A 23,115-nucleotide genomic window follows, 5' to 3' on the forward strand; every position below is an offset into this window, starting at 1 on the left:
CTAGATAAATTTTTTGTAATTCTAACAAACTTTTGATTAATTATAAGCTATGATTTGTTAAAATGTACTCCTTCAATGCCATTAAGTGAAGCAGTTTCTCAAGACCCGTACTTTCGCGTGCGGGCTTTGTATTTTTAAAAGACTAAAAAGACTCAATGGCTGATAATAAAAGGTTTAAAAACAATGAATAATAAAAAAAAAGATTTTTTACGTACAATAGTTGAAAATGATTTAAAATCAGGAAAATACAAAGAGATAGTAACAAGGTTTCCGCCCGAGCCCAACGGTTTTCCGCATATCGGACATGCCAAGTCCATATCTATAAATTTTGGTATTGCCCGTGACTATAACGGTCACTGCAACCTGCGAATGGATGACACCAATCCGACAAAAGAAGATACAAAGTATGTAGAAGCTCTTGAAGATGCCGTCAGATGGCTTGGATTTGACTGGGGTGAGAATCTTTATTTTACCTCTGATTATTTTTCTCAGATATATGATTATGCGGTGCAGCTTATTAAAATGGGCAAAGCCTATGTCGACAGTCTGAGCGAAGATGAAATACGCCAATACCGCGGCACTGTTACACAGCCCGGAAAGCGCAGTAAATATGCAAGCAGAAGTGTTGAAGAAAATCTCGATCTTTTCCAAAGAATGAAAAAGGGCGAATTTAAAGACGGTGAGCATGTTTTACGGGCTAAGATAGATATGGGTGCAGCCAATATGAAAATGAGAGACCCGCTTTTATACCGTATAAGACATGCACATCACTTTAGAGCAGGGGATACATGGTCAATCTACCCGATGTATGATTTTGCACACTGTTTGTCTGATTATATAGAGGGAGTCACACACTCAATTTGTACCTTGGAGTTTGAAAACAATCGTGATATTTACGACTGGGTACTCGATACGCTTGAACTGAAACCGCCCCGTCCCTATCAGTATGAATTTGCAAGACTCAATATCAACTATACGGTTATGAGCAAAAGAAAACTTTTGGAACTGGTTGAGGGAGGCTATGTAAGCGGATGGGACGATCCTCGTCTGCCTACAATTGCAGGGTACAGAAGGAGAGGATACACACCGAAGTCCATTTTAAATTTTTGTGAGCAAATCGGTATAGCAAAAGCAAACTCTGTGGTTGATGTTGCACAGCTTGAATTTTCTATACGCGATGATTTAAACACAAAAGTTCCCCGTGTCATGTGCGTAATGGACCCTTTGAAGGTCACAATTGAAAACTATGAAGGTTCTGAGGAGATTGAGGCACCGTACTATCCGCATGATGTTCCAAAAGAGGGTTCAAGAAAGATTCCTTTTTCAAAAGAACTTTATATCGAACGGGCAGACTTTGAAGAGAATCCTCCAAAAGGCTACTTCCGTCTTACTCCTGAGCAGCCTGTGAGACTAAGACACGGCTATATCATTACATGTAAAGAGATCATTAAAGATGCCGATGGAAATATTACAGAAATAAAAGCAGAGTATTATCCTGATTCCAAAAGCGGTACGAAAGATACAAGCGGCATCAAAGTAAAAAGTGCCATTCAATGGGTGAGCGCAGCAGAGGCAAAAAAAATAGAGATCCGTCTGTACGACAGACTGTTTAAAACTGAAGCACCGGAGGGGATTGAAGATTTAAATCCAAACTCTTTGAAAATCATTAAAAATGCGCTGATTGAACCTGCTGTGATACTTGAAAAACCGGATGAGAGGTTTCAGTTTGAGAGACAAGGCTATTTTTATGCTGATCCGGTTGATTACAGCGATGCGCACCCTGTATTTAACAAAATTGTCGGACTGAAAGACTCCTGGACGAAAAAAGAAAAACCAAAACAGCAGGCAACACAACAAAAAGCCAAACAGGTACAAATAGACGGTGAAGTAACACCTATGACAGAGGAGCAAAAAAAAGTATTTGAAAAATATACAGATACATTGAAACTCAACAATGAGGTTGCAAATACGCTGGCTCGTGATGCCTTTCTCTGTGACTTTTTTGAAGAGGCACTCTGTACATGTAACGCGCCTGTCACACTCTCAAATATTGTAGTCAATGAAGTAGCCAGAGTGCTTAAAAACACAGATGCAGAGACGCTGAAATTCGGCCCCGTGCATATAGCACAACTGGCAAAAATGATTGAAGAAGATATTATCTCAAGTAAAATTGCCAAACAGGTGTTTGAGGATATGTCAAAGAGTGGAGAAAACCCGACGCAGATAGTTCAAGCAAAAGGGCTGGTGCAGATCAGTGATCCGGCTCAAATTTTACCTGTTATTGATGAAGTTATTGCAAACAATCCTGATAATGTGGCAAAATACAAAGCAGGGAATAACAAGCTGTTTGGTTTCTTTGTAGGACAGGTATTGAAAAAGACAGGGGGTAAAGCAAATCCTAAAATTGTCAATGAGCTTGTAAAACAAAAATTGGCGATTTGATATTAGAATTGGCGATATTTTTTCACAACCTCCTGGCCTTAGTTATTAAAGGCACAAAGCCCGCACTCTTTCTTTAGCATTGAAAGTACGGGTTCCGAATGATTTTTGAATAGGCGAGTGTATTATTGTATTTGACAGTTGTATAGATGATATTTTATGATTGGGAAAAAGGAAGAAAAGTTGGTGACCCCGAGGAGAATCGAACTCCTGTAACATGGATGAAAACCATGGATCCTAACCGCTAGACGACGGGGCCAACATGCTCAACTTTTGTTGAGCCGAAATTATATATACAATATCCTTAAAAAAAGATAAAATCTATATATTTCGTTAATTATTCATAAAAGCTGCGAAGTGCTCTGATAATGACGGCATTTTTAGAAATACTTTCTGCTTTTGCATTCTCGTTTACAGTTTCGTATAAATCCAAAGGAAGAGAGATTGAAAATGTTTTTGTCTCTACTTTTTTCTTTTTAGCCACCATAGAAACAACATTACCTAAAAGCTCTATAATTTTTTTCGTGTCAATAGGCTTTTGAATAAAACTGTTTACACCCACTTCAATTGATGCAGAAATTTTTTCCATATCGTTACTTGCAGAGATCACTATAATGATTTGACTTGGATTAATTTCGCGAATTTTACGAGAAAGTTCTATCCCGTCCATTCCTTCCATAATAATGTCAACAAAAACTACGTCCGGTTTCATCTGCTCATATACTTTTAATGCCGTATCACCGTCGAAACATGATTCCACTTTTGCAAAAAAGTTTTTAAACGTAGAACTCAAAAGTTCGTTCGTTACTTTTTCATCTTCTACAACCATAGCTGTAAGTTTTTTTGTCTGTTCTGTTAATTGAATTAAATCTAAATTACCCATTGTTTTTTCCTATATTTTAATTTGTTATATTATACACTACAAATAGTTAATAACGCTAACATTTATCAACAAATTCAAGAATTTGTCTTAAATTGCTCAAGCCACTCTGTATCAGAAACACTATTTTTTTCTTTTTGTGTCAACAAAGCATCAATTGTATCTATAAGAGTTTTTTCATCCATAAATTGTAATAAATCAGGATTAATAGAAGTAGGGCGTATGCCATCATAGCTGTTGAGAAGGTTTTGTATATCTTTGATAAGTTGTTCTTTTCTTTCCATTGTGTATCTGTTCCTGGAGTTTATTCGAGTGTTTATTCTCTATAGAGTCTTTGAAATAGTTCATATTAAACAATATGTGTATTGGTTAACATAATGTAAATTCTCTTGAAAAATCATCTGCTCTCTTGAGAGTGGTTTTCAGGCATAAGATAAGCCGAGTTTTGTAGTGATAGCATTAATCTACTGCACATCTTGCGTTGTGCCTCTAGCGAAACAATAGCATTGTAAGACGCTAACCATTTGTTTCTTGCTGCCATGTTGGGTTTACAAGCTCTCTATATCGCTATAGAGACTGGTGGTCTCTTACACCGCCTTTTCACCTTTACTACCAAAAGGCAGAAGTTTGTTTTCTGTTGCACTTTCCCTCGTATTACTACGGCCATTAGTTAAATGGAACACTGTCTTACAGCAGCTCGGACTTTCCTCTTGAATACAGGTTCAAGTTACTATCTCTTATGCCTGATGGAATTATACATAAAAATTCTAAACAAAGGCTAGAGCATGAACATCTGTTCATACTAATATGGAGCAATAAGAACAATTGTTCACTTGTATTTAAGAAGATATTAACAACTGTTCATATATAATTGCATATACAAGAACAATTGTTCACTTTTAGAAGTAAAGGAGCTTTAAATGCCTGAAAACAGGGATATAAAGAAAAAAAACACAACAAAAGAGAAAATACTTACAGCCGCAACCGCCCTCTTTTCACACTACGGATACAAAGGAGCCAGTGTGCGTAAAATTGCTGCTGAAGTTGGAATAAGAGAGAGTGCTTTATACAATCACTACAAGAGCAAGGAGGAGATATTTCTTGAAGTTGCTAAAAATATCTTCTCTTCGCCCTTTTCGTTTTCAGAAGACGAAGTGAAAGAATTGGCATTTAGGGGGAAACCGTTTTTACAAAAATATACCATGCAGTATAAAATGCTGACATTTGACAAAAAAAACGAAAACATGTTCAGGCTGCTCATGATTGAGCTTATGCAAAATAAAAGCCTCAGAGAACAGTTTATGAGCCAATACCATGATAAAAACATTGCCTTGCTCTCAGAAGGATTTTTCATTATGATGCAAAACTCTTTAATTCGCTCTTGCGATCCAATGCTTATTGCTTATGAGTTTATCAGCACCCTCTTTTATATCAGGCTTCAGGTTACATTACTGAGATTTGATGCCTGTTCGACAAATTCACTTGCGACACAATTTGAAAAACATGTAGATTTTTTTTGGGAAAGCATCAAAATATGATATTATAGAATATTAGATACTAATTAATATCAAATACTTGTTTTAAAAAAAGCAGTTCCTGATAAAGAACTGCTTTTTTATGCTAAAGGTTAAAAGTTATTTTGTTCCCATCGCATCTAAAGCATAGGCTTTTCCAAGCGCATATGCTTTTTTGTTTGCCTCATGAACTTTTGGCGGAACTTTTGAAAGCATTGTTTCAATCAAAGACTCTTCCGGAAGTACACCGGTCATTGTGTTTGTAATTGCCAAAGCAACAACAGATTGGGTAATTACATTCCCGACCTCTTCTTTTGCAATCGTAATGATAGGAATTTCAATAATATCCCACAGTTTTCTGTCTTCTTCTGTCGGGTGTACAAGATTTGGATCAACAACTATCTTGTTTCCGGGTCTTACACCATTTTTGAACTGGTGATAAGAAACATCTGCAACAGAAAGCATAAAATCAATTTCACCTTCATTTGCATACGGATAACGAATCTCTTCATCATCAAGTGTAATATCAACAACAGTTGCACCACCACGAACCTGAGAAGTATAAGTAGCTGTTTTTAGTCCATATCCACCGTTTTTAATTTTACAGGCAGCCATAATTTCACCGGCAAGGAGAACACCCTGTCCGCCTACACCAGTAAATCTTAAAGTATGTCTCATCTATAACCCCTTATATTTTTTTCTCAAAATCATCTTGAGTGATTTTAGGACGTTGCCCTTGTGCTGCTTTTTGAATTTCAGCATACATATCGCAATACTCTTCTTGTTCAACTTCTCTTAAAACACCGGTTGGAAAAATGTTAAGCTGTTCTTCTTCAGAGAGTGCTTCCCATTTTTTCAGCGGAAGTGTAATTTCATCAATCCATTTCAGGTTATCCATTGCAGAAACCATTTTGTTTTTACGGCCAAGGTTGATGTGACAGTTGGAAAAGATATCCATAAATGAGAAACCTTTATGAGAAAAACCTTTTACAAGAATTTTTTCAAGTTTCTTAGGGTCCGTCATAGACTCACGCGCTACAAAAGACGCCCCTGCTCCGATTGCCAGTTTACAGGCATCAAAAGTCGGATCAATGTTACCGTTCTTTTGAGAAACAGTCCACATACCGCGAGGAGTTGTCGGGGAAGTCTGTGAATTTGTAAGACCATAAATAAAGTTATTGATCAGAATAAAATTCAAATCAATATTTCTTCTACAGCCGTGAATAGTGTGGTTTCCTCCGATTGCAAGTCCGTCACCGTCACCTGCAACAACGATGACATGTGCATGCGGCTTGGCAAGTTTGATTCCTGTAGCATACGCAACAGTTCTACCGTGTGTTGTATGCACAGTATTACAGTCGATATATGAAGAAAAACGACCAGAACACCCTATTCCGGATACGATACAAACATCTTTCATATCCCATCCCATTTTTTCAATTGCACGGATAGTCGCTTTTAAAATAACACCATCACCACAACCCCAACACCACAGTGTCGGCATCTTGTTTACACGTAAATATTTATCATAATTAAATGCCATTAAATCATCTCCTTAACTTTTGCTACCATTTCTGCCGGTGCGATCGGACGACCGTTTGCTTTGAGTAAAGTAGTAAAATCATTACGTTTAATAACGCGTTCAATTTCTTTTGAGTACTGACCCATATTGAGTTCAGTCACCATAATTCTGTTTTCAAATTTCTTTCCAATCTCTTCTAATCTTTTAATAGGAGACGGCCACAACATAATTGGTCTGAACAGTCCTGCTTTGATACCTTCTGAGCGAAGTTTTTTAACAGCTTCATAAGCACCAAGAGCAATTGAACCATAGGCAATGATACAAACATCAGCATCTTCCAAATCAACTTCTTCATAATCAGGAAGGTCATCAAGTCCGCCATTTTCCAAGTGTACTGTATTTATCTTACCGACTAAACGCTCAATGTTAAATTCACACTGCTCTGCATCTTCGGTAGGAAAACCTTCGTCTCCGTGATGCAAACCTGTGATGTGGTATTTATACCCTTCAAACATAGGGTTAAGTACCGCAGGTTTGTTCATTTCAGCTTTATATGGCTTGTAATCTTCCGGATTGCCATGAAATCTTTCGCGGTCTACAATAGCAGCGTCAATTTCTTCAATATCCGGCAAATCAGCTTTTCCGTGCATGTGCCCGATTGTTTCATCAAGAAGCATAAAAACAGGAGTCATATATTTTTCAGCCAGGTTAAATGCACGTACTGTTTGTGTATAACATTCAGTTAATGAACCTGCACATAAAGTGATAGACGCATAGTCACCGTGTGTAGGATACTGTGCCTGACCGATATCTGCCTGAGAAACACGAGTAGGAAGACCTGTAGAAGGACCGCCACGCATTACATTGATGATAACCAATGGAATTTCAGCAATAAAAGCGAGACCAATCTGCTCCGCTTTTAAAGAGATACCAGGACCAGATGTAGCTGTAAAAGATTTAACACCTGTCATTGATGCACCGATAGCAGCTGAAATACCCCCGATTTCATCTTCCATCTGAATACAGACACCACCGACCTTTGGCAATAAATCAGAAGATTCATGCATTACTTCAGATGATGGAGTAATAGGGTATCCTCCAAAAAATCTTGCTCCTGCTTCTACTGCAGCTTTTGCAGCTAATTCATTACCTGTCGAGATAACTTCTCTCATTATTTAGCTCCTTTTTGTTTCACAGACATATAATTGTTTGCAACAATTTCCGCTTGTCTTTTTTTCGCTTCATCAGTTAGTTTTGCAAAACTTTTTCCTGCAGCTTTCAATTCTTTTCTGTCTGCTACATAAATAGCAAAATCCGGACATGTAAGTTCACATTCATTACACCCGATACAATCTTCCGGATAATCAATTGATATCATTGCACCCAGTGTTGATGTTGGGTCATATACCATTCCTAATACACCGGAAGGACACACAGACACACAAATGTCACACGCTTTACAATTGTTCGTGTTTACCCATACTGGTTCATTTCCTGGGTTTTCAGTTTTAAAAGTTCCCATTTATTCTCCTGTTGTTAAGTACAAATTAACTATGTATATTAGTTTGCATATATTAGTTTGCATATTAAGAGTATAGCAAATCATTATCAACTTGATTATAAAAGTTGATGTTTATTGCTAAAAAGAGCATATAACGTTTAGTATTTACACACTTATATTGAAATTTTAAAAAATAAAATTAAAGTATAAATTATAAAAACCATATACCGTTTAGTATCTACACACAAGCAGTGAGATTTTAAAAGATTAAAAAGAGATATAAATTATAAAAAAAGAGGAAAAAAACTTTCTGGAAAATTAATATTTTCAGAAAGTTTTTGTGAAAGAGTATAAAAATAAATTATTTTTTTGCTAAAACTTCAGCAACAGCTTTTCCGATTTCTGCTGGAGAAACAACAACTTTAACACCGGCAGCTTCAAGAGCTTCCATTTTTTCTTTTGCAGTACCTGCACTACCGGAAATAATCGCACCGGCATGACCCATACGTTTTCCTTTAGGAGCTGTTTGCCCTGCTATAAAAGCGACAACAGGCTTTGTTATCTGCTCTTTTATCAGTTTTGCCGCCTGAATCTCAAGGTCTCCGCCGATTTCACCAATCATTACAATTGCCTCTGTTTCAGGATCAGCTTCAAACATTGGCAGAATCTGCTTGTATGAAAGTCCGATAATCGGATCCCCGCCGATACCAACAGCAGTAGAAATACCAAATCCTTCTTTTACAACCTGGTTGGCACCTTCGTAAGTAAGTGTTCCGGATTTGGAAATGAGTCCGACATTGCCTTTTTTGAAAATCATTCCAGGCATAATTCCGATTTTACACTCCTCGGCAGTGATAATACCAGGACAGTTTGGCCCTATTGTTTTCATATTGTGTTTAGTAGCATATTGCTTGGCAAACATCATATCTTTGACCGGAGCCCCTTCTGTAATGATTACAGCAAGTTCAATTCCTGCATCGGCAGCTTCCATTACAGCATCTGCAACAAACGCAGGCGGAACAAAAACCATAGAAACAGTTGCACCGGTTGCATCAACCGCATCTTTGACCGTATTGAAAACCGGTTTACCCAAATGTGTTTCACCACCTTTGTTTGGTGTTACACCACCGACAATATTTGTACCGTAATCAATACACTGTTCTGCATGAAAAGTACCCTCTTTCCCGGTAAAACCCTGAACGATTACTTTTGTATCTTTGTTTACTAAAATTGACATATCTTATAACTCTCCTTTTGCTGCAGCAACAGCTTTTGCAGCACCGTCTGCCAAGTCTGTCGCTGGAATTACATTTGGTATATTTGCATTTTTAAGAATCTCTGCTGCTTCTGGAGCATTTGTACCATCAAGACGAACAATAACCGGTACATGAACATCTACAAGTTTTGTAGCTTCAAGTATACCGTTTGCGATACGGTCACATCTGACTATACCGCCAAAAATATTTACAAAAATGGCTTTAACATTTGGATTTTTCAAAATTATTTCAAAACCTTTTGCAACCGTTTCTGCATTTGCACTTCCCCCGACATCAAGGAAATTCGCAGGTGTTCCGCCCATATAGTTAATAGTATCCATTGTTCCCATAGCAAGCCCTGCACCGTTTACCATACAACCGATTTCACCGTCAAGCGCAATATAAGAAAGACCATACTGGGCAGCTTCACGCTCATCCGGATCTTCTTCTGAAATATCTCTCATTGCTTCAAGTTCAGGATGACGCCCAAGTGCCGAATCATCAAATCCCATTTTGCCGTCAAGTGCAATAAAGTCTCCAGAACCGGTTTTTACAAGCGGATTGATTTCGATCATCTCTGCATCTTTGTCCATATAAAGCTTATAGAGTTTAGAAGCAAAATCAATCATTTTACGCTGCTCGTTTTTATCTGTAATCCCAAGACCGAAAACCAATTCACGACCATGAAACCCTTGAAATCCGATAGAAGGATCAACAGTAACTTTAATGATTTTTTCCGGAGTTTTTTCTGCTACAGTTTCTATGTCCATCCCGCCTTCGGTAGAAGCCATGATAATCGGCATTTCCTGTGCGCGGTCAAGTACTACAGAGAGATAAAGCTCGTCTTTAATGTCAGCACCGTCTTCTATATATACTTTTTGTACAAGTTTTCCTTCAGGCCCTGTTTGGTGTGTCACCAAAGTCATACCAAGAATTTCCTGGGCATACTGTTTTACTTCATCAAGACTTTTAGCCAGTTTTACACCACCGCCTAGTCCACGACCACCTGCATGTATTTGTGCTTTTACAACCCAGACAGGCCCACCTAACTCTTTTGCATTTTCTACAGCCTCTTCCACCGAGTTTGCAATTTTACCTTTTGGTGTCGGAACACCATACTCAGCAAAAATTTCTTTTGCCTGATATTCATGTATATTCATTTATTCTCCTTGTTTAAAATTGAAAGACGCTTGTTTTTAAGCCTTATACGACTCGGAATTTAGTTCCTCGCTTGCATTGGCTTTTAAGCCTTATACGACTCGGAATTTAGTTCCTCGCTTGCATTGGCTTTTAAGCCTTAGGTGCAATCATCTCTTCCGGTTTTACATATTCGTCAAACTGTTCAGGTGTCAAAAGCCCGAGTTCAACAGCTGTCTCTTTCAATGTTGAATTGTTTGCATGCGCAGTTTTTGCAATTTTAGCTGCATTTTCATATCCGATATATGGGTTCAAAGCTGTTACAAGCATCAATGAATCATGTAAATAATGATCTATTTTTGCCTCAACAGGTTTGATTCCCACAGCGGCATTATCATTAAATGATATGATTGAGTCACTTAAAAGACGCACAGACTGTAAAAAATTATATGCTATAACAGGTTTAAAAACATTTAATTCAAAATTTCCCTGACTTGCTGCAAATCCTATTGTTGCATCATTTCCCATAACCTGACAGGTAACCATTGTTACCGCTTCACTTTGTGTAGGATTTACTTTTCCCGGCATAATAGAACTTCCAGGCTCATTTGCAGGAATTTCAATTTCACCAAGGCCGCAACGGGGACCTGATGCCAACCATCGCACATCATTTGCTATTTTCATCATATCAGCAGCAAGTGCTTTGAGCGCACCGTGAGCAAAAACAAGTGCATCATGGGAAGTGAGTGCGTGAAATTTGTTTGGTGCTGTCACAAATTCATGCCCTGTCAATTCACTGAGCTTTTTAGCAACTCTTTCACCAAGTTCGGGATGAGCGTTAAGCCCTGTTCCGACTGCGGTACCGCCAAGTGCCAACTCTCTGACTGCTTCAAGAGAGTCTTTTGCCATCTTTTCACATTTGCTCAGCATTTCAACCCAACCGCTTATTTCCTGTCCAAGAGTCAAAGGAGTAGCATCCTGCAGGTGTGTGCGGCCTATTTTCACTATATGGGCAAACGCTTCACTTTTTGCCTGTAAAGTAGCTTTAAGTTTGGCAATAGCAGGAAGAAGATTCTCTTCAACAGCGATAACAGCCGCTACATGTAAAGCAGTCGGATATGTATCATTTGAAGACTGTGACTTGTTAACATCATCATTCGGATGTACCAGTTTCTCTTTTCTAAAATCTCCGCCAAGTATTTCTGTAGCACGATTTGCAAGCACTTCATTGTTGTTCATATTTGACTGCGTACCTGAACCGGTCTGCCATACAACAAGCGGATAGTTTCCGTCAAGTTTTCCTGCCAGCATGTCATCAGCAGCCTGCGCAATTGCATCTGCTTTTTTTGCATCGAGTTTTCCCAGGTCTTTATTGACAAGTGCCACAGCTTTTTTCAGGTATGAAAATGCACGGGTAATCTCATACGGCATTTTTTCTTCACCGATTTTAAAGTTTTGAATACTTCTTTGTGTCTGCGCACCCCAATAAGCATCTTGAGGTACTTCGATTTCACCCATGGTGTCTTTTTCTATACGGCTCTTCATTCTTTATTTCCCTTCAAAAAAATTATTTTCTTTTAATGTATCTATCAAATCCTGAACTGATTTACAGGATTTTGCAAACATTGCTTTTTCTTTTTCATCGAGTGTCACTTCAATGATTTTTTCAGCACCCTTTGCACCAAGCATTACAGGAACCCCCGAAACTACATCACTGTAACCGTATTCACCTTCAAGGCATACCGCACAAGGGTGAATCTGTTTTGTATCTTTTAAAATTGCATCCACCATAATCGCTGTTGATTTTGCAGGCGCATAATAAGCTGAACCTGTTTTTAGGTATCCCACAATTTCAGCACCGCCGTGGCGGGTTCTGTCAACAATTTCGGCAATTTCATCATTCGTCAGCACATCAGAAAGCGGTACACCCGCTACAGTCGAGTAGCGAGGAAGCGGCACCATATCATCTCCGTGTCCGCCCATAACCGAAGCACGAATCTGCCCTCCGCCGTAACCAAGCTTTTCCTGTATAAATGCTGCCATTCTTGAACTGTCCAGGATTCCAGCCATTCCGATAACACGGCTTCTGTCAAATCCACTCTCTTTAAGTGCTACATATGTCATCGCATCAAGCGGATTTGAAACCATGATAACAACTGCATTTGGAGAGTATTTTGCAATACCTTTTATAACTTCTTTTGTAATTTTTGCATTTATCATCAATAAGTCATCACGACTCATACCTGGAAGTCTTGGACTGCCGGCAGTTACAACAACAACATCACAGTCAACCAGATCCGACATCTCTTCAGCAACTTTAACCACGGTATGACTTCTTACAGCAGAAGCTGCCTGAGACATATCGAGAGCCTTTCCTTTTGCTACATCTATTTTATTGTCACGAAGAATAATTTCATGACACGATCCAAGCATTGCCAGAGAATATGCTACTGTTGCACCAACATTACCAGCACCTACTATCCCTACTCTTTTTCCTTGACTCATATATGCTCCTTAATATTAAATAGTATGATGACCAGTACAGTACACTTAAACAATATGTGCGAACACATAACATTTAAGTATATTCAGACATCGAAAGTTTAGATGAAACGGCATTCATCTTTTGTATATAGCACCTGTTAAAATAAGAGTTACATAAAAAAGAGGAATATCGTGCGTAAGTATACCTTACGCACGATATAATTCAACTTAGATTGAATCAATTATTGCATTCAATGTTGCAGACGGACGCATTGCTTTTTCAGCTTTGGCATCATCCGGGTGGAAATACCCACCGATATCTTTCGGAGAACCTTCCGCAGCAGCAAGCTCGGAAAGAATTTTTTCTTCATTTTTGATAAGTGTTTCGGCAATCGGCGTAAACTTCTCTGCCAAAGCAGTGTCAGCAGTCTGTGTACTGAGTGCCTCAGCCCAGTAGCGTGCTACCCAGTAATGAGACGCTTTGTTATCAGGCTCACCGCATTTTCTGCTCGGCGCTTTATCATTGTCAAGGTAACCTTCGTTTGCTTTGTCAAGACCTTCTGTCAATGCACCGATTTTGCTGTCTTCACTTTTTTGGTACATCATTCTAAGTGACTCAGCCAATGCTAAAAACTCACCTAATGAATCCCATCTGAGGTGACCGCACTCTAAGAACTGATCCACATGTTTAGGAGCAGATCCGCCGGCACCTGTTTCAAACAGACCGCCACCGGCTAACAATGGAACAATTGAAAGCATTTTTGCAGATGTTCCAAGCTCTAAAATCGGGTACATATCTGTCAAGTGGTCACGAAGAACATTACCGGTTACAGAGATTGTGTCTTTGCCTGCTCTTACTCTTTCGTTTGTGAATCTTGTAGCAGAAGCAACATCCATGATTTTAATATCCAAACCTGTCGTGTCATGGTCATTTAAGTATTTGTTTACTTTTTTAATCATCTGCGCATCATGTGCACGATCTTCATCCAACCAGAATACGGCAGGATTTCCTGTAATTCTTGCACGTTCAACCGCCAAACGCACCCAGTCTTGAATCGGAATATCTTTCACACGGGACATTCTCCAGATATCGCCTTTTTCACACTCAAATTTCATAAGTTCTGTACCGTCTTCAGCAGTTACGGTAACCGTACCGCTCTCTTCAAGCTCAAAAGTTGTCGGGTGAGAACCATATTCTTCTGCTTTTTGTGCCATAAGTCCGACATTTGCAACATTACCCATAGTAGTTACATCATATTGGCCGTTTTTCACACAGTCAGCTACCATCTCTTGGTGAAACATTGCATAGGTACTGTCAGGAATAACAGCAACACACTCATCAGCCGCACCTGTTCTGTCCCACTGCTTACCGCCTTCACGTACAACAACAGGCATAGACGCATCAATAATTACATCATTTGAAGCATTGAAGTTTGTTGTCCCTTTATCAGAGTCAACCATAGCAATTCTCGGTGCATCAGCATCAACTACTGCCTGGAAAGCAGCTTTGATTTCTGCTTCTTTTGGGTGACCGGCAATTTTTTTCTCCAAATCACTCATACCAAGATTTGGATTAACACCTAATTCAGCGAATAAATCTGCGTATTTGTCAAAAACTTCTTTGAAGAAAACCTGGAATGCATGACCAAACATAATCGGATCAGAGATTTTCATCATTGTGGCTTTGAGGTGAATAGACCATATAACACCTTTCTCTTTTGCCTCATCAATACTTTTTTGGATAAATGCTCTTAACTTTTTCACTGACATAAATGTACCGTCAAGAATTTCTTTCTCAAGAGCATCAATAGTTTTTAACTCTTTGCCGTTTAATGCAATTGTCACTTTTTGCGCTTTGTCCATAGTTACTGACTGTTCATTTGCATAAAAATCACCGTCACCGTTCATGTGAGCAACATAAGCTTTTGAGTTTTCAGCAAAAGGCTTCAGTCTGTGTGGATGTTTTTGTGCATATTTTTTAACTGCATGTGCTGCACGTCTGTCAGAGTTTCCTTCACGAAGGACAGGATTGACTGCAGAACCGAGACAAGTACTGTATTTAGCCTGGATAGCTTCCTCTTGGGCATTTGCAGGATTTTCCGGGTAGTTCGGAATATCATACCCTTGAGACTGAAGTTCCGCAATACAATCTTTTAATTGACCAACTGAAGCAGAAATATTTGGAAGCTTAATAATGTTCGCTTCCGGTTTTTGCACAAGTTCACCAAGCTTAGACAACTCGTCTTCTCCAAGACCCATTGCTGCTAAAACTCTCCCTGCAAGTGAAATATCACTAGTTACAACTTCTACACCTGCTTCTTTTGTAAAAGCATTTACGATTGGCAATAAAGAATATGTTGCTAAAGCCGGAGCTTCATCAATTTTTGACCAAATAATTTTTGACATGTTCTGTCCTTCTGAGTTAATATTTATTCATAAATTATATATTTATGAACTTTACGAATTAAATAATAACACTTAAGAGAAACAAACAGGGCATTGACAGGAAAAAGTTCACATTATCTTTCTTTTTTGTTTCATTTTGTAGCACGCTTTATGTTGCGTAAATGTGTAGAATAGTTACATGTAAAGTCATGTGTTCCGTTTTTGGATTTCATAAAATAGAGATACTTGGTTTTTTTCGGAAATACCGCAGCCCGTATGGCATCAATACTTACATTGCAAACAGGAGCAGTTGGGAGCCCTGCATGTCTGTATGTATTGTATGTTGTAGTATCATTTTTAATTCGGTAGGGTGTGACCTTTTGGTGCGAATACTTTCCGTAGTTAAGCGTTCCGTCCATTTGCAGTTTCATTCCTTTGTTTATTCTGTTGTATATAACAGAACTCACCAAAGGCATCTCTTTTACACTGGCTGATTCTTTTTGAATTATTGAAGCTATTGCTACATATCGAAACCATTTCTTTTCATTATAATTGCCGAAAAACTTTAGAGAGAGTTCTTTCATTTTTCTGTGTGAGCTGTTTAGTAACACTTTTATAAGCTCTTTTTCCGTAATACCCAAAGGAAGTCTGTAGGTATCAGGAATAAAAACGCCCTCTTTTATTGGAGCATGCTTGTCGAATTCATTTTGTAATTTTTGTCTGTTGAGATGCAAATTACTTGCCAGTTGATTTAAAAATATATAGGTAGTCTCTCCCGGAATAAGTGTAACATTTTGCAAAGCTGCCTTGGATCTTGTCAGTTTATATAAAAAATCCGCTTTGGTATTAGCCCTTGTCTGTAAATTTATCCATCCGCTTTGAGGGGAGCCAATCATCCGTAAAAGAAAAGAATCGATTTTACAGACATCATAATTTTTAGACTGCAATTGTGTTATAATTTTGTTAATAGAGCCTGCAGGAATATAGAGGACTTTGGGCGTATAAATAGGTTTATTAAGGTAATACATGAAAGATAATGCAATCACAAAGATTATTGCGAAAACATACGCGAGTATAGCTGTTTTTTTTACTTTCATGTTTCTTCTTCTTGTTGGTTTGTTTATAGTTTTACAAAATGGATTATATCTTGATAATGTTTCTATATCAAATATTCATGCAAAAAATGTTTATATCAAATGGGATGACAGACTTACTGTTTCTGTTAAAACCTTAAAAATTGACAGACAAAAAAACAAAACTGCGAACAATGTCAGTTTTAAAGAATTCAGTAAATATCTTAAAATTGTTACGCAAACAACACACTGGTTTCGCTCTCTTGTTGTCAGTAACATAGTATTTGGAAATGCCACAGGCTCTTTTAAATACACGAATAGTGATCAGGGCTTTTTTGTTTTTCAATCTCCCGATTTTGATTTTGAATCGAAGATTTATGCAAAAACAGATCTGCTTACAGTCTCAATAAAAAAGTTTCAAGACAAAAAAAGGGCTGTCATTATAAAAGGCAGTGTTATTTTTGATACAGAGGCACAAAAAGTATACACAAAAATTGACCTTGATATTCATAATGATGCAAACCTTACTGTTTATGCAATTGCAGATGCGAAACAACTCATCTACAATGTTGTCAGCAACAAACACATAACTGATATTTCCCACCTTATAAAAATCGCACATTTGCCAAAAGAAGTAATATACTGGGCATATACTGCCATTAAAATGCAATATCTTGATATTCAAAAATTTCATGGTTTTATTGATTATAATAATTTGCAAAATGCTTATAAAAACATATATATACAGGCAGTTGCACAAAAACTCATCTATACATACAATCCAAAACTTGAGGCTGTAAAAAGCAAGCAGACAAACCTTGAATTTAAAAAGGGTGTTTTATATATAAAACCTCAAAATGCTTTGACGTATGGCATGCATTTAGGAAAAAGCTGGCTTAAAATTGACTTCAATAAAAAAGAAGAACTTTTAACACTGCATTTGCTGTTTGAGGGTATGCTTAACAAAGACATGTTACATGTATTGAACACCTACAAAATAAAACTGCCTTTTTTACAAAGAAAAGGAACAGTCAATACAGATTTAACGATAGAGGTCAACCTGCATACAATTGATGTAGATGCCAAAGGAGACTTTTATACCAAAAAAGCAAACTTTGACTACCTTGGACTGAATATAGATATTTTCAATACACATATACATCTTGATAATTATGATGTGCTGATAGATAAAATGCAGGCAAAATACAAAGAGATTGCTGCGGCGAATGTATATGTAAGCTTTAATGCAAAGAAATCAGAAGGAACAATAAATTTAAACTTTCACAAAATAGAGACACAGGGTCTCTCTCTTGATACACAAAAAGGACCTTTGCATGTAGCCTACCGTATTAATCCAAAGCAGGACACAATAGATATAGATTCTTCAAAATGGCAATACAAAAACAAAATTATTACGTTAGAGAAACTCTCAGTAGATTTTGATCTGAAAAAACTGCAGGCAAATATACCCGCAACGTATTTTAATATCTGGAAAATGACAAATGGATATGTCAATGGAACAATAGACCTCAAAGCATCTAAAACAAATCTTGATGTAGATCTCTTAAAGCTACAGTACAGCGGTATAGAACTCACACAAACAGTAACACCGTTACACATACAATACGACAAGGTTTTATCTGTCTCTTCACAGGAAGATATATTTTTCAATGTTAACGGATCGCAATACAAAGCAAGCAATTTTTATATAAATTTTGATAAACAAAGTATATATTTAAAACATACATTTTTACAAATCAGTGATTATATCAGTACAAAAGTCTATGCTTATTATGATTTTGATTCAAAAAAAGCACATATAAGTTTAAATGACTTTGTATTGAAAAACCCAAAAACAGATGCCATACTCTATAAAAACAATAAAATAATGCTAGGCGGATATATTGACGGCGAAAATATTACAATAGATTCACGAGAACTTGATGCTTCTTTTGTTTCCAATGAAAAACAATGGAAATTAACACTTAATGCTCTTGAGATTCTTGCAAAAAAATCACTTTTTTTACAAAAATATAAACTCAATGAAGGAAAAATCAGTTTTTATAAAAAAAGCGATGCCCCCTATACTCAGTTTAGCGCAACTTTACACTATCCTTATCATTTACTGGTCAACAAAAACAAGGAAATCAGCACCTACACTGTAAGAGGAGAAATTACAAAAAAACAAAAAATTTATCTCAACGTAAACAAGAAAATGCACATTAAAATAGATAAAGATGTTGCAATCAAAATACATGATGCCGGTCTGAATATAGATGCTATTGTCAAACTTGCAAAACAAATAGCAACACAGTCAAATGCAAAAACAGGCAACTTTAAGCTTTCCGCAGATGCGATAGATTCCTATCTTTATCTTGGCAACAACCGATACGCTGTTTCAGATACAATGCATCTGCAATATTACAATAATATCCTAACAGCACAACTGATTCACAAAAAAGGAAACGCAGGATTTAAGCTTGAAAACAATACTTTTCATCTTTATGGAGAAAACTTTAATGATAAATTCATGGAAAAACTCTTTGCTCCGTCTAAATTCAGTGGTGGGAGTCTGGACTTTTCTATGAATGGAACACTTGAAGACTACAAGGGTGTTTTTTACATGCATGATACTGTAATGATTGACTATAAACTTCTCAATAATGTCCTGGCTTTTGTCAATACAATACCCTCTCTTGTTACTTTTTCACTGCCTGGTTACAGTAAAAAAGGTTTACATGTAAAGAATGCCTATGTAAAATTTCATGCAAAAAAAGGTGTCTTTGATATTTCAGATATTTATCTTGAATCCAAAGAATTGACAATACTCGGAAAAGGGAGTGCGGATATCAACAAGAACAGTATCAATTTGGTTTTAAATTTAAAAACAGATCTGGGAAGTAATCTCTCAAAAGTACCACTTGTCGGTTATATTATTTTTGATGGAAAAAGTATATCAACCACACTCAAAGTTACAGGGAAGCTCAGCGATCCTACTATAAGTACCATGGTTGCCAAAGATATTATTGTAGCACCGCTCAATATTATCAAGAGAACACTTACCTTTCCTTTTAAAGTGCTTCAAAAACTCTTTTAGGAGTTTTACTACTCATTTCGAAGAACAGTCAGTATATCTACTTCACTTGCCTTTTTGGCAGGATAATAAGAGGAAGCTACAACGATACCAAAAGCACCTGCGACAATAAAAATGAAATCATGAAGTGTCAAGTCCAGGGGAAGTCTCGAAGTAGGATAAACATCTTTTGGCAAAGAGACAATATCAAAAGTACTGAGTAGCCATATACCACTCAGTCCAAAGACAATACCGGCTAAAATACCGGTAATTCCTATAACAATTCCCAAATACAAAAATACTTTTTTAATTTCAGATGTCGTTGCACCCAAAGAGAGCAAAAGTGCTATTTCCCCTCTTCTGTTCATTACAGTCATTAAAAGAGAAGATATGATATTGATAGAAGCAATAAGAATAATAAGCATCAGGACAATAAAAAGAGAAGTTTTTTCCATCTCCAAAGCAGCAAAAAAATTCATATTGTCTTCCCACCAGCCTTTTACTGTTACACTGATTGGCAGCACTTTTTTTATTTTTTTTATATCTTTTCGTGGATCTTTGGAATATATATGAATACCGTCATATTCATTTGCGGCCATATGTTCTATGGTCTGCATAGCCTCCAGTGTTGTGTAGGAGTATGCTTTATCATAAGCAGAAAGTCCTGAATCAAAAAACGACTTGATTTGAAAGCGCTTTATTTTTGGAGTAACAGAGAGTCCGCCCGGTTCCACATTTGTAAAAATATACATCAGTTTATCATTTACATGTAAATTAAATTCTTCTTTAAGAGTTTTTCCTACAACAACATCAAATTTTTTAAAAGTATGCCCGGTAATTGCTTTTGCAAGTACCGAATTGACTTTCACTTCATCCTCAAAGTTTACGCCAAAGAGATACCCGCCTTCAAGTCTTGAACCGCTTCTGGCCATCACAGAAGACTGAATGTAAGGGCTAAACTGCAAATAAGGAAATTTCTCTTCCAAATCCATAAGCAGATTGCTGTTTACAGCACCGTAAAACTTTGGAATGATGGTTAAAGGGTAGTTCATAACAGTCAGTTTGTCTTTAAACTCTTTGTCAAAACCATTCATAAGTGCCATGGCAATAAGAAGTACCATGACACCGAGCGTAATTCCTATAAAGGCTAAAAGTGCAGATATAAAGATAAAAGGCTGCTCCTTGTCAAAGCGTAAAAATCTTTTCACAAGGTAAGAAACTATTGATTTTTTCAAGAAGCAAAAACACCTTTTTTCGGACCGCTTTTTCCACAGCACTGCTTGTACTTTTTTCCGCTTCCGCACGGACAGGGATCATTTCTTGCTATTTTTTTACTCACAACAAAATCATCTTCGGCATCAATATCCACATTGTCATGATGGTTCAGCCGCATCAATGCTTCTTGTGCTTTTTTCTCTTCTTCAAGCTGTTTGGAAATTCTGGCAGCTTCTTCTTCCGGAGATTCCATCTGGAACTGTATAATCTGCAAGGTTTTGATTGTATTGAATTTAATATCATTAATTAATTCGCCAAAAAGACCAAAACTCTCTTTTTTGTACTCAACAAGAGGATCTTTTTGATTATATGCACGCAAACGAATACCGGTTTTCATATTGTCCATTGCATAAAGATGTTCTCTCCAGGCATTATCCAACTCTTTGAGATAAAACTCTTTTTCTATATCCTGTCTTGTCTGCTCATCCAACACGCCCATCTTTTCATCATAAGCCGTTTTTAACAGTTCTGTAACTTTGGCATACAACTCTTCGTATTCAAGCTCTTTTAACTGCTCGATATCCAAATCAAAATTCATCTCTTCCTTAAGAAGCTGAGAGAGTTTTTCAAGATTAAAATCTTCTTTGTCTGCACCGGCAAATATATCCGAGCGAGCTAAAAGATTTACAACATATTCTTCTCTGATTTCATCGATTTTACCAGCAATATCATAATCATCACTTAAAAGTTGATTTCTGAATTTATAAACGATTTTTCTTTGCTCATTTGCAACATCATCATATTCAACAATTTGCTTACGCCCTTCATAGTGCATATTTTCAACTTTTTTCTGTGCTTTTTCAACTGCACGGGTGACCATTCTAGATTCTATATATTCGCCGTCTTCAACACCGAGTCTTTCCATGATGGACTTGATTTTATCACTGCCGAATATTCGCAAAAGATTGTCTTCAAGTGAAAGATAAAACTGTGTTGTTCCGGGATCACCCTGACGCCCGGAACGTCCGCGCAGCTGGTTGTCAATACGGCGGTTTTCATGTCTCTCGGTTCCGATGATATACAAACCACCGAGCTCTTTTACTTCATCACTTACCTTAATGTCAACACCGCGTCCTGCCATATTTGTCGCAATGGTTACAGCACCCTTTGCTCCGGCATGTTTAATAATTTCACTCTCTTGTGCATGGTTTTTTGCATTTAAAACAGTATGTGCAATTTTTTCCTTCTTCAGTATTTCATGCAAAACTTCAGATTTTTCAATAGAAGCCGTCCCTATTAAAATAGGTTGTCCTGATTTGCTTAGTTTTTTAATGGTCTCAATAACAGCTGTAAATTTCTCTTCTTCTGTTTTATATATTAAATCATTCAAATCTTTTCTTGCAATCGGAATATTTGTAGGAATGGAAACAACATCCAAATTATAAATCTGTGCAAATTCTGTTGCCTCTGTTTCGGCAGTACCTGTCATTCCCGCAAGTTTGTCATACATTCTGAAGTAGTTTTGAAAAGTAATATCTGCAAGTGTTTGTGTTTCTTCTTTTATTTCCACACCCTCTTTGGCTTCAAGTGCCTGATGCAGTCCTTCTGAAAAACGACGTCCTTCGCTTAATCGGCCCGTAAATTCGTCAACAATAACCACTTCCCCGTCATTGACAACATAATCAACATCTTTTTCAAAAAGGTAATTTGCCTTTAAAGCCTGGTCAAGCATATGCGGCAAAGAAGCATTCTCTGCACTGTAAAGATTTTCAACACCAAAAAGTTCTTCCGCTTTTGTGATACCCTCTTCTGTAATCAATATCACTTTGTCTTTTTCATCAACAGTAAAATGTTCCTCTTTATTCAATTCCAAAGCAACTCTGTTTGCTTTGAGATAATCCTGCATATTTCTGTTTGTGGGCCCTGAAATTATCAAAGGCGTTCTCGCCTCATCAATTAAAATAGAATCCACTTCATCGACAATTACGAAATTGTGTCCACGCTGGACCATCTGGTCTTTTGAATAACTCATATTGTCACGCAAATAGTCAAAGCCGAACTCATTGTTTGTACCGTAGGTAATATCCGCATCATAAGCAGCTTTTTTCTCTGCAGGATCATGCATGTCTTCGAGAATCGTGCCTACACTGTAGCCCAGAAAATTGTACAGCACACCCATCTCTTTTGCATCACGGGAAGCCAGATAATCATTCACTGTTACCAAATGAACGCCCTTGCCTGTCATTGCATTGAGAGTAATGGCAAGTGTAGCCACAAGAGTTTTTCCTTCACCGGTTTTCATTTCGGCAATTCTACCCTCATGTAAAACCATACCGCCTATAAGCTGAACATCAAAATGACGCATATTCAAAACACGTTTTGCAGCTTCTCTTGTTATGGCAAAAGAATCATACAACACATCATCCAGAGTTTTCTCGCCGCTCTGTACACTTTGTTTCAAATCTTCAAAAGCATTTTTGAGTGCATCATCACTTAAAACTTCATATTTGCTTTCAAGTTCATTAATCTTTTTAACTTTTTTAGTATATTTTTTTAATTCTCGGTCATTTGCAGTACCAAATACCTTACCCATGAATGCTTGTAGCATTTGCAACCTTATTATCGTTACTATATAA

The 23,115-nt window shown here is 37.3% G+C and carries 17 protein-coding genes, 1 tRNA gene and 1 other RNA gene; 3 read left to right on the forward strand and 16 right to left on the reverse strand.

The annotated features are described in order from the left end of the window. Positions 1-183: 183 nt before the first annotated feature. Entirely contained in the window at positions 184-2,442 is a 2,259-nt protein-coding gene (locus tag MNY28_RS02275) for a glutamine--tRNA ligase/YqeY domain fusion protein (protein WP_346388786.1), read from the forward strand. 181 nt (positions 2,443-2,623) lie between these two features. On the opposite strand, the gene MNY28_RS02280 is transcribed toward MNY28_RS02275, so the two are convergent. From MNY28_RS02280 to rnpB, 4 genes are all read right to left on the reverse strand, one after another. Further along, positions 2,624-2,698, reverse strand: a tRNA-Glu gene (locus MNY28_RS02280). A 78-nt stretch (positions 2,699-2,776) separates the two neighbouring features. Beyond that, entirely contained in the window at positions 2,777-3,322 is a 546-nt protein-coding gene (locus tag MNY28_RS02285; RefSeq protein ID WP_151900278.1) for a response regulator, read from the reverse strand. Between the two features lie 74 nt (positions 3,323-3,396). Continuing rightward, positions 3,397-3,603 (reverse strand): hypothetical protein, encoded by a 207-nt coding sequence (locus tag MNY28_RS02290; protein ID WP_151900277.1) that lies wholly within the window; start codon positions 3,601-3,603, stop codon positions 3,397-3,399. A gap of 135 nt (positions 3,604-3,738) precedes the next feature. After that, positions 3,739-4,065: RNase P RNA component class A (gene rnpB, locus MNY28_RS02295), an RNA gene on the reverse strand. Between the two features lie 174 nt (positions 4,066-4,239). Between rnpB and MNY28_RS02300 the strand changes: the two genes are divergently transcribed. Then, a complete protein-coding gene (locus MNY28_RS02300; RefSeq protein ID WP_346388787.1) occupies positions 4,240-4,857 on the forward strand; it encodes a TetR/AcrR family transcriptional regulator in 618 nt (205 codons plus the stop codon). A gap of 96 nt (positions 4,858-4,953) precedes the next feature. On the opposite strand, the gene MNY28_RS02305 is transcribed toward MNY28_RS02300, so the two are convergent. The 10 genes from MNY28_RS02305 to mltG form a co-directional block, all read right to left on the reverse strand. After that, positions 4,954-5,511, reverse strand: a complete 558-nt coding sequence (locus MNY28_RS02305; RefSeq protein WP_151900275.1) for a 2-oxoacid:acceptor oxidoreductase family protein — start codon at positions 5,509-5,511, stop codon at positions 4,954-4,956. A gap of 10 nt (positions 5,512-5,521) precedes the next feature. Continuing rightward, the gene (locus tag MNY28_RS02310; RefSeq protein ID WP_151900274.1) at positions 5,522-6,376 is read right to left on the reverse strand and encodes a 2-oxoglutarate ferredoxin oxidoreductase subunit beta; all 855 of its coding nucleotides are present in this window, start codon (positions 6,374-6,376) and stop codon (positions 5,522-5,524) included. Next, entirely contained in the window at positions 6,376-7,530 is a 1,155-nt protein-coding gene (locus tag MNY28_RS02315) for a 2-oxoglutarate synthase subunit alpha (protein WP_151900273.1), read from the reverse strand. The genes MNY28_RS02310 and MNY28_RS02315 overlap by 1 nt, the downstream gene beginning before the upstream one ends. Further along, the gene (locus tag MNY28_RS02320; protein WP_151900272.1) at positions 7,527-7,877 is read right to left on the reverse strand and encodes a 4Fe-4S dicluster domain-containing protein; all 351 of its coding nucleotides are present in this window, start codon (positions 7,875-7,877) and stop codon (positions 7,527-7,529) included. The genes MNY28_RS02315 and MNY28_RS02320 overlap by 4 nt, the downstream gene beginning before the upstream one ends. Positions 7,878-8,217: 340 nt before the next feature. Further along, complete coding sequence (sucD, locus tag MNY28_RS02325) at positions 8,218-9,093, reverse strand: succinate--CoA ligase subunit alpha (RefSeq protein ID WP_151900271.1); 876 nt, start codon at positions 9,091-9,093, stop codon at positions 8,218-8,220. A 3-nt stretch (positions 9,094-9,096) separates the two neighbouring features. Continuing rightward, positions 9,097-10,272 (reverse strand): ADP-forming succinate--CoA ligase subunit beta, encoded by a 1,176-nt coding sequence (gene sucC, locus MNY28_RS02330; protein WP_151900270.1) that lies wholly within the window; start codon positions 10,270-10,272, stop codon positions 9,097-9,099. A 130-nt stretch (positions 10,273-10,402) separates the two neighbouring features. Beyond that, positions 10,403-11,794, reverse strand: a complete 1,392-nt coding sequence (gene fumC / locus MNY28_RS02335; protein ID WP_151900269.1) for a class II fumarate hydratase — start codon at positions 11,792-11,794, stop codon at positions 10,403-10,405. Between the two features lie 3 nt (positions 11,795-11,797). Beyond that, positions 11,798-12,754, reverse strand: a complete 957-nt coding sequence (mdh, locus tag MNY28_RS02340) for a malate dehydrogenase (protein WP_151900268.1) — start codon at positions 12,752-12,754, stop codon at positions 11,798-11,800. A gap of 207 nt (positions 12,755-12,961) precedes the next feature. Then, positions 12,962-15,139 (reverse strand): NADP-dependent isocitrate dehydrogenase, encoded by a 2,178-nt coding sequence (locus MNY28_RS02345; RefSeq protein WP_346388788.1) that lies wholly within the window; start codon positions 15,137-15,139, stop codon positions 12,962-12,964. Between the two features lie 131 nt (positions 15,140-15,270). Beyond that, a complete protein-coding gene (gene mltG, locus MNY28_RS02350; protein ID WP_346388789.1) occupies positions 15,271-16,146 on the reverse strand; it encodes an endolytic transglycosylase MltG in 876 nt (291 codons plus the stop codon). On the opposite strand from mltG, the gene MNY28_RS02355 reads away from it, so the two are divergent. After that, positions 16,145-19,288 carry an AsmA-like C-terminal domain-containing protein gene (locus MNY28_RS02355; RefSeq protein WP_346388790.1) on the forward strand — a complete coding sequence of 1,048 codons (3,144 nt, stop codon included), beginning with the start codon at positions 16,145-16,147 and terminating at the stop codon, positions 19,286-19,288. The genes mltG and MNY28_RS02355 overlap by 2 nt on opposite strands. Positions 19,289-19,296: 8 nt before the next feature. On the opposite strand, the gene MNY28_RS02360 is transcribed toward MNY28_RS02355, so the two are convergent. Together MNY28_RS02360 and secA are read right to left on the reverse strand one after the other, a co-directional pair. Further along, positions 19,297-20,499 carry an ABC transporter permease gene (locus MNY28_RS02360; RefSeq protein WP_151900264.1) on the reverse strand — a complete coding sequence of 401 codons (1,203 nt, stop codon included), beginning with the start codon at positions 20,497-20,499 and terminating at the stop codon, positions 19,297-19,299. Next, entirely contained in the window at positions 20,496-23,087 is a 2,592-nt protein-coding gene (gene secA, locus MNY28_RS02365; RefSeq protein WP_346388791.1) for a preprotein translocase subunit SecA, read from the reverse strand. Before secA ends, MNY28_RS02360 begins: the two co-directional genes overlap by 4 nt. Positions 23,088-23,115 lie beyond the last annotated feature (28 nt).

The organism is Sulfurimonas sp. NWX367 (assembly GCF_039667065.1).
Classification (GTDB): Bacteria; Campylobacterota; Campylobacteria; order Campylobacterales; family Sulfurimonadaceae; genus Sulfurimonas; species Sulfurimonas hydrogeniphila.